This is a genomic window from Saprospiraceae bacterium (genome assembly GCA_016719615.1).
GTDB lineage: Bacteria > Bacteroidota > Bacteroidia > Chitinophagales > Saprospiraceae > Vicinibacter.
This window is the reverse complement of record JADJYQ010000001.1, coordinates 202,524-217,500: the sequence shown is the minus strand read 5'-3', so window position 1 is coordinate 217,500 and position 14,977 is coordinate 202,524. Positions and strand designations below refer to the sequence as shown.

Genomic DNA, 14,977 nt, shown 5'->3' with positions numbered 1-14,977 from the left:
TTCTTCAGTGAATAATCCTGTCAACATCCCATTGAACAGATACATCGGAATTAAATTCCATAAAAATGACACCATAAATACGGCGATCCCTTTCCATCGCCATAGAATTGATAGACTTACAACATAAATGGCCCCAGCCAAACTCCAGGAACTATATAAATGATCAAAATTGAGCAGATATAACAAGGTCAGAACTGCCAACATGATCCAACTTAAGTACCCATCTACCTTTCCACTCCAATCAATTTTTCTTTTTACAATCTCATAAATAAACAAACTGCAAAATGGTATTATCCAAAACCAGATCCATTCCTCAATTGGCAGTCCTATCCATTGGATACCCGAATAGTACTTCGGATTGAAACCCCAAATACCCCAGCTCGTAAAAAAATAATCCCACAAAATGAAACAAGTGGACAAAATGAACATGGGTTTAACATATTGCTTCCAAAATGTCTGACGATACTGAAACCAATTCAGAATGATTCCAAAAAACAAAACCGGCAGGCCTGCTATTAAATGATGAATCAAATAAAGGTTTTTATTTTCCAGAAAACTTACAGATATCAATGGCCCTGCTTGCCTTATCTGTTCAGCTTGTTTAATATCGAAGCAAACGAGTGGCCCATAAAATAATAGGAAACCTAAACCCAATGTTATGATCAATTTTAAACGCATTCCCTGAAAACTGGAATTTATAGGAAGCCCAATTTGTATTTAATACCATATTTGACCAACATCAATATCTTATGGCCATTTGAAACCCTGAATCGCCTCAATAATACTTCAGATGCCCGGGCTTTTTGAATCGTTTGCAACAGAGCCCTGAAATACTGTTGCGCAAGATAGACTCCAAATCGCACACTGGCAGGCAAATTGCGGATGCCTTCTTCACTTATCTTTAGTTCTTCGATAATTTCATCTTGAATTTGATCTTTCATGGCGTCAGTAAACGCATCCATGCGAACTCCCGGAAAATATATTCGTCCCCGTTCTTCAAAATCGCTTTTGATATCCCTTAAAAAATTAATCTTTTGAAAAGCAGACCCCAATGCTCTTGCTGGCTTCTCAAGCTCTTTATACGCTTCCACTTTCCCTTCGACAAAAACATACAAACACATCAATCCTACCACTTCAGCTGAGCCATAAATGTATCTATCCAATTCCTGACGCGTATATTCCTTTTTAAGCAAATCCATTTCCATGCTCTCAAAAAAAGCTTCTACCAATAATAAATCAATGCCATATTTATTAACGGTTTCCTGAAAAGACTGTAATACCGGATTGGTGCTCATATTACATGTAACAGCCAAATAAGTATCCTCCTTGAATTTCTGAAGTATTGCTTTCTTGTCACATTCACTGAAGGTATCCACGATTTCATCCGCGATTCTGACAAAACCATAAATACTGTTGATAGCTTCTTTGTAATCATTTTTTAGAAATCTTATACCCAGCGAAAAGGATGTACTATATGATCTCGTCAGAAGTTGGCTGGTTCCAAAACAAAAATTCCGGTAGGTCTGAAAGTTACTCATAATTTTAACTTTTGTAAAAGTGTAGCACTCAATTGCCCCGATATCAAAGATGGTGGCAATCCGGGTCCGGGATGTGTTAACTGACCGGCAAAGAATAAATTCGTCAATTTATGATGTTTGAGTCTAGGCTTCAAAACAGCTGTTTGCATCAGCGTATTTGCCAAACCATATGCATTTCCTTTATAACTATTGTATAACTCCACAAAATCCGAAGGTCCCATTTCCATTTTGAACAAAATCTTATCGACAATAGAAGTGCCGGTCTTTTTTTCCAATCGCCGAATCACTTTTTCAAACAATTTTTGTCGCTCTTCTGGTTGGTCTTGAATTCCAGCTGCTAAAGGCACCAGAATAAATAAATTTTCTTTCCCCTTTGGTGCGACCAATGAATCGGTCTTTGATGGTACACATACATAAAACAAGGGATCCTCAGGCCATTCGGGATGATCGTAAATACTTCCGGCATGGCGCTCAAAATCAGTGTCGAAAAACAAGTTATGGTGTAACAATCCATCTATTGTTTCTCCTACTCCTAAATAATATAACATTGCTGAGGGGGCCATCACACGGCTTTCCCAATATTTTTTTGAATATTGCCGGTGCTCATGGGCTAACAAGTGTTCGTCGACATGATGATAGTCGGCAGTGGCTACAACAGCGTCGACAAAAACTTCCCGATTGTTTACCAAAATACTTTTTACATGATGTGAATCACAGTCTATTTTTTGAACATCGGCCATGAATTCAAATTTGACCCCTTTTTCAAGGGCAAGTGCATATAAAGCCTCAAATAATTTGATCATTCCTCCTTTTGGATACCAGGTCCCCAATTCCATTTCTGCATAATTCATCAAACTATATAAGGCAGGCGTCTGAGATGGTTTTGCCCCCAAAAATAAAACCGGAAAACACAACCACTGTCTTAGTAACTCATCCTTAATGTTTTTATAAACTACAGATTCCAAGGATTGAAACATTTGCAAACGCAAGGCAGCCTTCAACAAATCCCAATCAAAATATTCCGACCACTTCAAACTTGGTTTGCGGACAAAATCGCGCATACCAGTTTCATATTTATATTGAGCTTCTTTGAGAAATTTTCTAAGAAAGATTCCACTTCCCTTTTCCCGATGTTCAAACACCTCAATGCATGCTTCTACACCAGCAGGTACATCAAGGATTCCTTCTTTATGAAAAATCCTAAAAGAAGGATCCAGCCTAAGCAATTCAAAATAATCCCGGCTGGATTTGCCATAGTCGTTAAAAAACTTTTCAAAAATATCCGGCATCCAATACCAGCTTGGCCCAAGGTCAAATAAAAATCCATCTTTCTCAATTTGTCTGCCTCTGCCTCCAAAACTATTGTTTTTTTCATAGACGATAGGCTTATATGCTTTATCTGCCAACTCTATTGCGGCGGCCATCCCACTGATCCCTGCTCCAATGATTGCGACTGATTTTTTAGATGCCATACCCCAAAAAACCACATAAATAAGTTTTTGTTTAAGTTTTTGATATAAATATTTAAACAAAAAAGGGCCTGATTAAAATCAGACCCTTATAAACTTGCATTTTTTCTATGAATTATTCTGCTTTGCCCCCTTTAAGGCTGTCCTGAAGAGCTTTCAATGCATCCCAGTCCTCCGCTGCTGCTAATGCTGCTTGCTGAGCCCAGGTTCCCGGATCGTGCATTTTATATCTGGAACCTCCTTTTTCTAACACTGCGTGGAGTTGTTCCTGGCTCGCATTGGCTAATGATTGAAAACTGTCAATGCCATCTGCTGCCAGTAATTCGGCGATTTTTGGACCAATGCCTTCGATGATTTTCAGATCATCGCCTTTTGCAGCTTTGGCCTTCTTGGCTGGTTTTACAGACTCGACAGTTTCTTCAATTGGGGACACTTCCTCTGTAATTTCACTTGCCTTCACTTCAATAGTTTCCGTCACGGGCACGGTTTCGACAACGACCGGAGCTTCAACAACTGCATGCGTTTCGATAACTTCTGCAGGAGGAACAAAGGCTTGCGGCTTTGGCTGCACTTCTCTCAATTGTTCTTTTAAAGAAGCAAATCCTTCCAACTCACCTAAAGTTGAAATTTCCATTTTTGATTGTTGTTTTTCCGGAGCTTTCTTGGCTTTTGGTGCTTCCGGATCTTTAGTTTCTTTTTTCACATTTTCATCCGCTGTCTTTTTGATATCTTCCAGATAACGGCTGTGTGAAACCATGATTTTTTTATCATCCCTGTTAAACTCGATAACCTTTACAGTCAAATGTTCATCCACACCTGCCTGAGAATTATCTTCCTTTTTCATATGTTTTACCGGAGAATAGGCTTCCAATCCATATGGCAATTGAACCGTATAACCTCTTTCATCTTTACGGATTACGGTGGCTTCGTGATAAGAACCTACCGGGAAAACAGTTTCGAAAGTATCCCATGGGTTTTCTTCAAGTTGCTTGTGGCCCAGTGATAATTTCCTGTTTTCGGAATCAATTTCCAGTATTAAAACCTCCAGACTGTTTCCAACTTTCGTATATTCTGAAGGATGGTTATAACGTTTGGTCCATGATAAATCTGAAATATGAACCATGCCTCCTATGCCTTCTGTCAACTCAACAAAAACACCATAAGGGGTAAGGTTTTTGACCATACCTGAATGCCTTGAACCCTGAGGGAATTTTTCGTAGATTTTGGTCCATGGGTCTTCCGAAAGTTGTTTTAAACTTAAAGACATTTTGCGCTCTTCGCGATCCACAGTTACCACTTTTGCTTCGAGTTCCTGTCCTAAAAAGAAGAAGTCTTTTGCATGTACCGGTTGGCTATTCCAATTCACTTCTGAAACGTGTATCAGACCTTCTACTCCGGGTTGAATTTCTAAAAATGCCCCGTAATCTTCAATGTTGACGATTTTACCTTTTACAATTGACCCTTCGGTGATATCCTGTGACATGACATCCCATGGATGTGATTGCAATTGTTTTAATCCAAGAGAAATTCGCTTTTTGTTTTCATCAAAATCCAAAACAACCACATTGACCTTTTGATTTTTCTCCAACACTTCCATTGGGTGGTTAATCCTACCCCAGGAAATATCCGTAATGTATAACAAGCCATCAACGCCACCCAAATCGAGGAATGCACCGAAATCGGTAATGTTTTTGACAGTTCCTTCCAATACTTGTCCTTTTTCAAGGGTTGATATAATTTGTTCGCGTTGTTCCTGAAGATCACCTTCAATAAGTGCTTTGTGCGAAACAACCGCATTCTTAATGGTTTCGTTGATTTTTACAACTTTGAATTCCATTAATTTACCTACATATGAATCGTAATCGGTGATCGGTTTGATATCGATTTGAGATCCGGGTAAAAAAGTTTCCAGTCCATTACAATCTACGATCAAACCACCTTTGGTTTTGCTGATAACAGTTCCTTTTATTACTGTACCATTCTTATATGAATCCACCAGGTTTTCCCAGGCTCTCAATAATTTAGCTTTCTTTCTCGACAGGACCAAATGACCTTTTTCGTCTTCTGTTTTCTCTACATAAACTTCAATCAAATCGCCTAATTTGATTTCCATATCGCGAAATTCAGTCTTGGCGATCAAACCATCAGATTTGTAATTGATATCCAGAATCACACTGTTTCCGGTCACTCCTGCAACACGGCCCATGAGGACCTGGCCATCAATAATCGAATTAAAAGTAGAATTATAGTCTCTTGTATAATTGCTACGTTGTTCATCAGAATAATTCAGGGCGTTTTTTGAACCGATCATCCAATCGAATTCGTCATGGGCACCCACTATTTCATCGGGGTTTACCAGAACTTCCAGGTCAACAATTTCTTCAATAAGATCTTCTTTTTCTTCCTGGATTGGACTCATCGCTTCGATATCCTCGTCTTTGATTTCGTCCGGATTTAAATTTTTTTCATCCAACATTTTGGCATATTTTAAAGGTTAATAAATAATTTTTAGCGGCGCAAAGGTATAGTTTATTGACTAATTGAAGCTATTGAAATGAACATACAGCAATTATTAACAGGCAGTTTTAAAGCGAACCTTCCGATTTGAAAGTTATCAAAAGACAATTATGAATATTTTATATTTGTTATATGCTGATTTTAGTGGATTTGGATTGGAATTGGAGGTAAATACCGAGCTATTAAAATCAAAACTGGAAGAAGTCTAAAATTTAAATTAATTTCGAATGCCGTTGATATCCTGCCCCATTGGCTGCTTTTTTTTTGGAGCTGAGTTCGTTCCGGAAGCCGGATTATTATTTATGGGCTTAGTTTGGTTTAACTCATTAAAATTTAAAACCCAATTCGCATAAAAAGCCCAGAGGTCTAACCCTGAATGAAAGGTATGGTGTAATTTCACAACAAAAATCGAATGATGTCGGAACAGCGACCCTGGTTGAAAAATTATCCCGCTGGGATTCCCGCCAATATAAATCCGGCTGTGTATCCTTCTTTAAAGGAGTTTGTTGACGTAAATCTGGAAAAATTTGCCCCTTTGAAAGCATTTACGCTGATGGGCAAGTCCATTACTTATAGCGAGCTAAACCAGCAATCCGCAGCTTTTGCAGCATATCTCCAATATAGAGGTATGAAGCCGGGCGACCGGATTGCTTTAATGATGCCTAATCTCCTGCAATACCCCATTGCTATTATCGGGGCTTTGCGTGCAGGTTTAATCATCGTCAATGTGAATCCGCTTTATACTCCAAGAGAATTGGAATTTATCCTGACTAATTCAGGTGTGAAAGCCATTGTTATCGCTGAAAATTTTGCCCATACTTTAGAAAAAGTCATCTCTAAAACAAAAATTGAAATTCTAATTCTCACCAGCATCGGCGAATTATTAGGCGGTATCAAAGGAACATTGGTCGATTTTACGATTCGCTATATCAAACGGATGGTCCCTAAGTTCAATTTATCAAATACAGTAAGCTTTTCGATAGCATTGCGCCAGGGATCCAAACAAGCTGTCCGAAGTTTTTCAGTGCAATCCAATGAGCTTGCACTTTTACAATATACGGGCGGCACCACGGGCATCAGTAAAGCGGCCATGTTGAGCCACGCTAATTTGCTTGCCAACATCGAACAAATCAAAGCCGTGATTTGCTATTATTTGAAAGAACGGGAAGAAACCACTTTATCGCCGCTTCCCATGTATCATATTTTTGCTTTTGCTGTAAATATCATGGCAATGATTTCGATCGGTGCAAATACAGTATTAGTCATCAACCCAAGAGATATAAAATCTGTAGTAAAAGCATTTAAATCTGCTCCGATAAGCCTGATGACAGGAGTGAATACCCTTTATAATGCGATGCTGCAGGACGGAGACTTCCTCAATTCAGATTTCAAATCTTTAAAAGTCACGGTAGCTGGTGGTATGGCTTTGCAATCAGCCGTTGCAGAGAAATGGAAGGCCATTACCGGGTGTTACCTCACAGAAGGATATGGCCTTACGGAAGCTTCCCCAGTGGTCAGTTTAAACCCCATTGACGGCAAAGGAAAAAACGGAAGTGTTGGCTTACCCGTTCCATCTACAGAAGTTAAAATTATAGATGAATCAGGCAGGAGCTGCGGACCAAATGAGATTGGAGAAATTCTGGTGAAAGGCCCACAAATCATGTTGGGGTACTTCAACCGTCAAGACGAAACTGATAAAACCGTCAAAGATGGATGGTTATACACGGGAGATATTGGTTATATGGATACAGATGGGTTTTTCTTCGTTGTTGATCGCAAAAAAGATATGATCAATGTATCCGGATTTAATGTCTATCCAAACGAAATTGAAGAAGTCATTTCAAGACATCCTAAAGTTCTTGAAGTAGCAGTAGTGGGGATTCCCGATGAACGTTGCGGTGAAGCTGTTAAAGCCTTTGTTGTCAAACGCGAATCAGATCTTACTGAAAGTGAATTGAAATCATATTGTAAGGAAAATCTCACCGGATATAAATTGCCAAAATTTTATGAATTCAAGGATGCGCTTCCCAAAACAAATGTTGGAAAAGTTTTAAGGCGTGAACTCAGGAATTGATCGCTTGTTTTTCAAAAGATTAGTTCTCATAACACAGAAATGAAGTTCATAATGGGTCTTCAAATAGAAACCTGGAAAAGTTATTTGATAAATATCCACAGCTTATGAGATTAAAATAGCCTTGCCCCGGAAATTCCCAAATGTCAAATCTATTTTATTTTTCTTTTAAATGTACTGCTTTTTGCTTTTATTTGCAATCCTATAAGGGCTAAATCATTCTTTAACATTAAAAAACCAAATCATCATGAATCGAATTTCTAGTGCTGCTTACCTGCTAATTTTAGGAGTCCTTTTTACTTTCAGTTCTTGTAGTGAGGACGATCCGATTCATGTCAACCCGGGAATTAATTTTGCCAGCGGAACTGGTCTCATCAGCAGCGATATTTCAGTGCCTATTTATACACCTATTAAAATGAGTTTGACAGCCGTTAAAGGAAGTCAAGCTTTAAAATACATTTTGGTAAAAGTTGATGGTGTCCAGATGCCACCCTTATCTTTTTCAGTAAATGGTACGGGTGCACCAGCTAATCCTGCTTTACTGCTGGGTGCCGATAAGGATGGCATCACCAATACTTATGAGTTTCTTCCTTCCACAGAACCGGATACTATTGTATACGAATTTACAATTGCAGACGATAAAGACAGCCTTATCGTAAGTAGTATCTCAGTTATTTTTACGGCAACTCCTGCCACTATAAGAGCTAGTGGACTGATCGTTTATAATTATTCAGGAAACAGACATGGAGGGCTGGATTTGTATAATGCAAAAGTGGTTTCAGGCAACGATCCCAATGCTCACATTAGGGATTTTGGAGTCGTTGATCCTCAATCTAATTTTAATTGGGTTAAAAAATTCACACCCCTACAAGGTTCCATCATTAAAAACCCAGGCTCCGGCTTAAGTTTTTCAGAAATCAACTACCAGGAGGATATCATTTATTTGTTCGACAAGGGTTCCAATGATGTAGGCTCAATTGATACCAAGGTTCTTGCGAAAGGTGATTTTTTTGTTGTGAAAAACGGTACGAGTTATTTTGCAGTCAATATTGATAATTTGACTTCTACCGCTAATGATAATTTGGATAATTACGAGATAACATTTAAGAGATAATATCTCTTTTAGAATCATTGAAAACAAGCCATAAAAATCTAAGTTTGGATTAATGAAACAACTGTAAATCCAGTAAGCATTTCTTTTGAAATTAGAATAATTCATTAAGTCAAAGCGGTTTATAAAAATTTGGATATTCTGAATTCGAGTTGCACATAAATAGAATATAAAATTTGCAAACCTTATCTGTCGTCATACCTGTTTACAACGAGGAAAGAACAATACATCTCATTCTCGATGCCATTGCAGAAGTACAATTGCCCGGTGACCTGAAAATGGAAATTTTACTGGTCAACGATTGTTCCACAGACCAAACTGAAGTTCGTCTATTGCAATACATTGCAGCGCATCCCGGCAGAAATTATGTTTACCGCAAACACGAAATCAACAAAGGAAAAGGGGCAGCCCTTCATACTGGGATTAAAGAAGCAAAAGGCGATCTGATCCTCATTCAGGATGCAGACCTCGAATATGATCCCCGTGAATATCCTTTGTTGCTTCAACCTATATTAGAAAATAAAGCAGATGTAGTTTATGGATCGCGTTTTATCGGCGGTAAACCACATAGAATATTATTTTTTTGGCATTCGATTGGCAATAAATTCCTGAGCTTTTTATCAAATGTTTTTACCAATCTGAATCTGACAGATATGGAAACGTGTTATAAGCTTTTCAAATCCGATGTCATCAAGTCCCTGGATCTGGTCGAACGTCGATTCGGCTTTGAACCGGAAGTGACCGCAAAAATTTCGCGGATAAAAGGACTCCGCATATTTGAAGTTGGAATTTCCTATTATGGCAGAACCTATGCCGAAGGAAAAAAAATAAACTGGAAAGATGGCATCAGAGCCATTTATTGTATTCTGAAATATCGCTTTGTAAGCTGAAATTATTGTTAATTTCGATAGTCAATTGAATCTTTATGCCAACTTAATTGTCTTTACAATAAATACAAGCATGAAAAACCTATTCGTATTATTATTCCTTTTCTTTTTGACAGCTTTTATGCAAACTGTGTCCGCACAAGTTGAAGAATCCAAACAATCCATGAGTCTCGGAGTGCAAAATGGATTAACTGTCGTAATCCCGGAAGCTAAAGAAGATTTTATTGAAGACGTCCTGAAAAAATATCTTAAAGATTGCGGCAAACTGAAAAAGAATAAAAAGGCAGGAGAACATTTTATTGTAGCTGCCACTGTTCCAATGCTCAATAGCGGCGGACCTATGGACCTATATGTCCAAATTACTGATTATAGAGCCACTATGTTTTTTGATTTAAAAACAGCATTTCTCAACTCCAGAGAACATTCGGATTTGTATGTAAAAGCCAAAGATTTTGTCCAAGAATTTTCCTACGAAACGCAAAGGGAATTGACCCGCGAAATGTTGGAAAAAGAATCTGATAAGCTTAAAAAACTAAATAAAAAATTGAAAGATCTGGTTAGTGACAATACAGATTATCACAAAGACATTGAAGAGGCCAAGGCAAAAATCAAAAAGCGGGAAGAGGAAATTATTCAAAATAATAAAGATCAGGAAGCTGCAAAAGCTCAGATCGAAACTCAGACAAAAGCTCTCGAAAGCGTGCAAAAGAAACTTCAGGCTATTGGAAAGCTCCCATAAGACACATTATAAAATTTATTTATAAATACTTTTTCACATATAAGATTTCTGAAATTCCCTGTTTTTCAGATTTTCAGGTATTCCTGTAAAAATAATCGCCCCTCTAGCTCCCGGCGATAATATTTCTTTAAACTCCTAAAAATTTGATTGGCAAACCCTTAGCTTACATAAAATAATCATATTAATTTTTTATTTAATATGTATATTTGTAGTTGGCTTGTTCATTGGAAGTTTTCAACATTTTTTTAACATATATTTATCTGTTTATGAACATTCCATACATCATATTGAACTTTTTTATGATTTGATGAATTCTAATCTTTGTAGTCACTATTCATCACAAAACATATTTCTCATTAATGGCCGAATCCCTGAAAGACAGTTTAAAAATTAGCCAAGGAGGCTTGCGATATAAAAATCCGGAGCATAGTCCAATTGCTTATGAACGCATTCAGCCTCAGGCAAATGAACTCGAAGAAACCGTTCTGGGAGCCATCATGCTTGATAAAGATGCTATATCCATAGTATTGGATATTCTGCAACCTGAAAGTTTTTATAAGCCGGCCCATCAAAAGATCTACCAGGCTATGGTAAAACTTTTTCAGTCGAGTCAACCCATCGATACGCTTACGGTTAGGGAAATCCTTCATAAAACCAATCAACTTGAGGAGGTCGGTGGTCTTTCCTACATCCTCGAATTGGCCAATAAAGTTGCCTCGTCTGCAAATCTTGAATATCACGCCCGAATTGTGGCACAAAAATTTGTGCAACGCGAACTCATACGGATTTCTACGGGTATTATCCAGGATTCATTTGAAGACAGCAAGGACGTATTTGACCTTTTGGATGCCGCGGAGCAAGGACTCTACGATATTACGGATAAATATCTCAGGAGAGGTTATGAATCTGTGGGTTCCCTGGTTCGCATGGCCAAACACAGGCTTGAAAACATGATCCACCATGAATCCGGAATATCCGGAGTTGCCAGTGGTTTTCCGGAACTCGACAAAATTACTTCCGGATGGCAAAGGTCGAATCTAATTATCGTGGCAGCCAGACCAGGTATGGGAAAAACCGCTTTTACTTTATCCATGGGCAGAAATGCAGCTATGGATCACAATGTACCCGTAGCCCTGTTTTCCCTTGAGATGAACAATATCGAATTGGTCAACAGGCTTTTGTCGATGGAATCTGAAATTGAGGGTGGGAAAATGAGAAATGGAAAATTAGATGAAGATGACTGGACCAAACTCAATCATGCGATTACCAAACTCGGAGAAGCACCAATTTTTATAGATGATACACCATCATTGAACGTATTTGAATTACGTGCAAAATGCCGCCGTTTACATCAACAATATAAGATAGGGCTGGTCATCATAGATTATTTACAATTAATGACCATAGGTGGGGCAGATAAAAAAGGAAGCCGTGAACAAGAAATTTCAACCATTTCCAGAGCATTAAAAAGTTTGGCTAAGGAAATCAACATACCAGTTATCGCACTTTCGCAGTTAAACCGAGCAGCTGAAACACAAACCAAAGAAAACAAACGCCCACAGTTATCAAACCTGAGAGAATCCGGTGCGATTGAACAAGATGCGGATATGGTCATGTTCATTTACCGCCCTGATTATTACGACCTAGAAAGCAATTATGATATGCCCAAAGGAAGCACAGAATTGATCATCGCAAAACATCGTAACGGTGCAACCGGAACTGTAAATATGCGTTTCATCGATAAGTATGCTAAATTTGTTCCGGCCGACAATACATTTGATCCATTTAGCCACATGTCATCTGCAACTCCAAATGTGATCATTAAACAATCAGCAATGAATGATGAAGAACCCACGCCATTCTAAAAAGAAACCAGAAAAATTACCGCAAGAGCCCGTATCCAATTTTCGTTTAAATAAATTCATTGCCCATTGCGGAATTTGTTCGAGAAGGGAGGCAGCTGCATTGGTTAAAAGCGGGCATATCCAAATAAACGATAAAGTCGAAGACAATCCGGCATATATCGTCCAACCCACGGATAAAGTAAAATATCAGGGAAAACTTCTCAAAACCGAAAGCAATAAAATTTATCTTCTGCTGAATAAACCAAAAAATGTAATCACGACCCTCAATGATGAACGCGGCAGAAAAACGGTTTACGATCTCATCAAATCTGAAATCAATGAGCGGGTATATCCTGTTGGAAGACTCGACCGCAATACTACGGGTTTGCTGGTTTTGACCAACGATGGAGATCTGGCTCAAAAATTATCGCACCCATCTTATAAAATCAAAAAACTCTACCACGCCAAACTCAACAAACACCTGACCAAACGCGATTTTGAAACGATTGCAAATGGTGTTAAACTCGAAGATGGCATAGCAGAAGTTGACAGTATTGATTACGCCAATGAAAAACGAGACGAAATCGGTATCCAGATCCACAGTGGAAAAAACCGGATCGTACGCCGCATTTTCGAACATCTCGGTTACGAAGTTGAAAAACTAGACAGGGTCTTATTCGCCGGGCTCACTAAGAAAAACCTACCCCGTGGACGATACAGATCTTTGACAGAGCAGGAGATCATTCATTTGAAATATTATTAGGAAAGAAGGCTAAAGTCCAAAGTTGAAAAGAAAATATCGGGAGGAGTATGGATTATGGAGAATGGAGCAAAGAGTTTGGAGCAAAGATTCCTGATATGAAGAAATTATTCCATCAATAGTTGATGATAATTTCGGAAGGAGCTAATAATGCAGTAGATAGACTTTTGTTAAATAATGCCTTTAAGCTAATGTTTGGAAGCAGAATTTCCTGATTTAAAGAATTTGCAGAATTGGAATTAAGTGAAAATGGTAAAACTGACCATGATCTAAGAAATTAAAAAGAATTTCCGGTTTAATGGAAAAGTATGCTTTTGGGATTTCGAAATTCCATAAAAATTTATGACTCCAATATTTTGATCTATAATTTGCAATAAATCGCTGTAAAAGGCTCGAAACAAAGAAAGAATAATAATCTAAAATTAGCTGTAGTCCATTGAACAAACACTTGTTAGTTAAACTAGCAACCTACAAATCAGTAATAAGAAGTTTGCAGTTTTTAGTTCTCAGTTTGAAAAAGCCTAACAGACTATCAGACAAGCAGACAAGCAGACTAACAGAATTCTTCCAAGCAGTCAAATAGTCAAGCAGACTTCTTCCTACCTGCCTGACAAATCGCCAAACATCCAGCTTGCTCCGGGATGTTTCAAACCATCAAAACTTATTCCTTAAAATGCGTAACCCAAACTAAAACCTACATAATAAGGCCAGAAAAATCCATCTGCCAGTACTGGTGTAATCGCTGCTTTCCACATAAACCCCCCATCTTCAGGTTGCCTGCGATAACCGAAAGTCATCGTGCCTACAAAATGATCGATATCTTCTTCAAAAAATTCTTCAGTTCCGCCAACATAAGTTGCACCCAAGCCCAATTCAAAATATTTGCCATTTTTTCCTAACAGCCAGTTGAGCTGGAAGGGTATCAGTACTGCCCCATTATCTCCTTTTCCGATGTAACCCAATCCTGCGCGGCCCCCAATTCCCGTAGGTTTAGCTGTAAAACGCGTATCGTAGTTAAAGCTGAAAATCAGTCCGTTGCCCAATAACTCAGCATACACAGATTGGTTGCTTTGGGAATAGCCCATATTCAAAGTAAATACGAGCGCAAAAAGATAAATAAATTTCTTTTTCATCATCATAAATTTATACTCAAACATACGCATTTTAATCAAATTAAACGCATAAGTATATTGGGGAATAGGCTAAAGGTGAAAGGACAAAAGGAGACCAGATTTTGGAGCACAGAGCAATGATTATGGATTATGTGCAAAATTAATAGTCTAAATAATAATTTTAAACAGCTTAAATTTATTTCAACTAACATACGTTAGTATATGATGTCCCCAAACAGTCATGGATTGAAATTTTATAATGATCATCCATGATTAGACCATAAACCAAATATTTCCACTTACGGATTTTGGCTTTAAGCTTTTCCCCTACTTTAAAAACACATCAAATTGCACCACCACAAAATGCTCCGACACTCTTCCCGGCACCGCCCGAATATTCAATTCCAATTGTAAAACAAACTCGGGTAGCATGATCAATTCCTTAACATCTGACAATCCCGGAAGCAGAAACAATTGCTCTCTGTCATCAATATTATCGTAGATATCGCCGATGTACAATTTATTGCCTGGATCAGAAGGATCATATAAACTTACATGGGCTTCTGATACCAGTTTATAACTGATTTCATTGTCCAATACCGGACTGATCAACACCTCTCGTGGACGGATCAGGCGGATATTTTCATTGCCCAAATTATTTCCCAGTAAAAAAGCTACCCAGGCTGTGGGTAGCCTTTGTTCGTAAACATGAGTGAGCAAGGGATTTGCAGCAGCATCTAATTCGATCCGCATCCGATATTCCAGTTTAAAGTCTCCTACTTCTTGTTTGGAACAGGACAAACCCATAAAACCGAATACCAGCAGGATTAAACATTTATGCATACCAAAGAATAAGGTTCATAACGCAAAATACTATTCACAAATTATAAACAAGAAAGCATCAATTCCTATGTGAAATACAGGAACAT

The 14,977-nt window shown here is 38.2% G+C and carries 12 protein-coding genes (1 of these 12 running past the window's edge); 6 read left to right on the top strand and 6 right to left on the bottom strand.

Annotation, left to right across the window (positions count from 1 at the left end; genetic code table 11):
* From IPM92_00900 to rpsA, 4 genes are all read right to left on the bottom strand, one after another.
* Positions 1-678: the 5' portion of a lycopene cyclase domain-containing protein gene (locus IPM92_00900; protein ID MBK9106960.1), read on the bottom strand. 126 nt of this gene lie to the left of the window's left edge; 678 of the gene's 804 nt are visible here — the first part of the coding sequence; the start codon lies at positions 676-678; its stop codon lies beyond the left edge, outside the window.
* A 17-nt stretch (positions 679-695) separates the two neighbouring features.
* Positions 696-1,538 carry a phytoene/squalene synthase family protein gene (locus tag IPM92_00895; GenBank protein ID MBK9106959.1) on the bottom strand — a complete coding sequence of 281 codons (843 nt, stop codon included), beginning with the start codon at positions 1,536-1,538 and terminating at the stop codon, positions 696-698.
* Complete coding sequence (gene crtI, locus IPM92_00890) at positions 1,535-3,010, bottom strand: phytoene desaturase (protein ID MBK9106958.1); 1,476 nt, start codon at positions 3,008-3,010, stop codon at positions 1,535-1,537. The genes IPM92_00895 and crtI overlap by 4 nt, the downstream gene beginning before the upstream one ends.
* Positions 3,011-3,122: 112 nt before the next feature.
* A complete protein-coding gene (gene rpsA, locus IPM92_00885) occupies positions 3,123-5,483 on the bottom strand; it encodes a 30S ribosomal protein S1 (GenBank protein ID MBK9106957.1) in 2,361 nt (786 codons plus the stop codon).
* 456 nt (positions 5,484-5,939) lie between these two features.
* Here rpsA and IPM92_00880 point away from each other — a divergent pair, with 456 nt between their 5' ends.
* The 6 genes from IPM92_00880 to IPM92_00855 all read left to right on the top strand — a co-directional run bounded on the left by IPM92_00880 (position 5,940) and on the right by IPM92_00855 (position 12,939).
* Entirely contained in the window at positions 5,940-7,598 is a 1,659-nt protein-coding gene (locus IPM92_00880; protein MBK9106956.1) for an AMP-binding protein, read from the top strand.
* A gap of 244 nt (positions 7,599-7,842) precedes the next feature.
* On the top strand, positions 7,843-8,709 hold the full coding sequence (locus IPM92_00875) for a hypothetical protein (protein ID MBK9106955.1): 867 nt from the start codon (positions 7,843-7,845) through the stop codon (positions 8,707-8,709).
* A gap of 173 nt (positions 8,710-8,882) precedes the next feature.
* On the top strand, positions 8,883-9,596 hold the full coding sequence (locus IPM92_00870) for a glycosyltransferase family 2 protein (GenBank protein MBK9106954.1): 714 nt from the start codon (positions 8,883-8,885) through the stop codon (positions 9,594-9,596).
* 70 nt (positions 9,597-9,666) lie between these two features.
* Positions 9,667-10,332, top strand: a complete 666-nt coding sequence (locus IPM92_00865) for a hypothetical protein (GenBank protein ID MBK9106953.1) — start codon at positions 9,667-9,669, stop codon at positions 10,330-10,332.
* Positions 10,333-10,691: 359 nt separating this feature from the next.
* Positions 10,692-12,197 carry a replicative DNA helicase gene (dnaB, locus tag IPM92_00860; protein ID MBK9106952.1) on the top strand — a complete coding sequence of 502 codons (1,506 nt, stop codon included), beginning with the start codon at positions 10,692-10,694 and terminating at the stop codon, positions 12,195-12,197.
* Positions 12,172-12,939 carry an rRNA pseudouridine synthase gene (locus IPM92_00855; protein ID MBK9106951.1) on the top strand — a complete coding sequence of 256 codons (768 nt, stop codon included), beginning with the start codon at positions 12,172-12,174 and terminating at the stop codon, positions 12,937-12,939. Before dnaB ends, IPM92_00855 begins: the two co-directional genes overlap by 26 nt.
* A 665-nt stretch (positions 12,940-13,604) precedes the next feature.
* Here the strand turns inward: IPM92_00855 and IPM92_00850 are convergent.
* Together IPM92_00850 and IPM92_00845 are read right to left on the bottom strand one after the other, a co-directional pair.
* The gene (locus IPM92_00850) at positions 13,605-14,069 is read right to left on the bottom strand and encodes a hypothetical protein (GenBank protein ID MBK9106950.1); all 465 of its coding nucleotides are present in this window, start codon (positions 14,067-14,069) and stop codon (positions 13,605-13,607) included.
* Positions 14,070-14,375: 306 nt separating this feature from the next.
* Complete coding sequence (locus tag IPM92_00845) at positions 14,376-14,891, bottom strand: hypothetical protein (GenBank protein MBK9106949.1); 516 nt, start codon at positions 14,889-14,891, stop codon at positions 14,376-14,378.
* Positions 14,892-14,977: the final 86 nt, after the last annotated feature.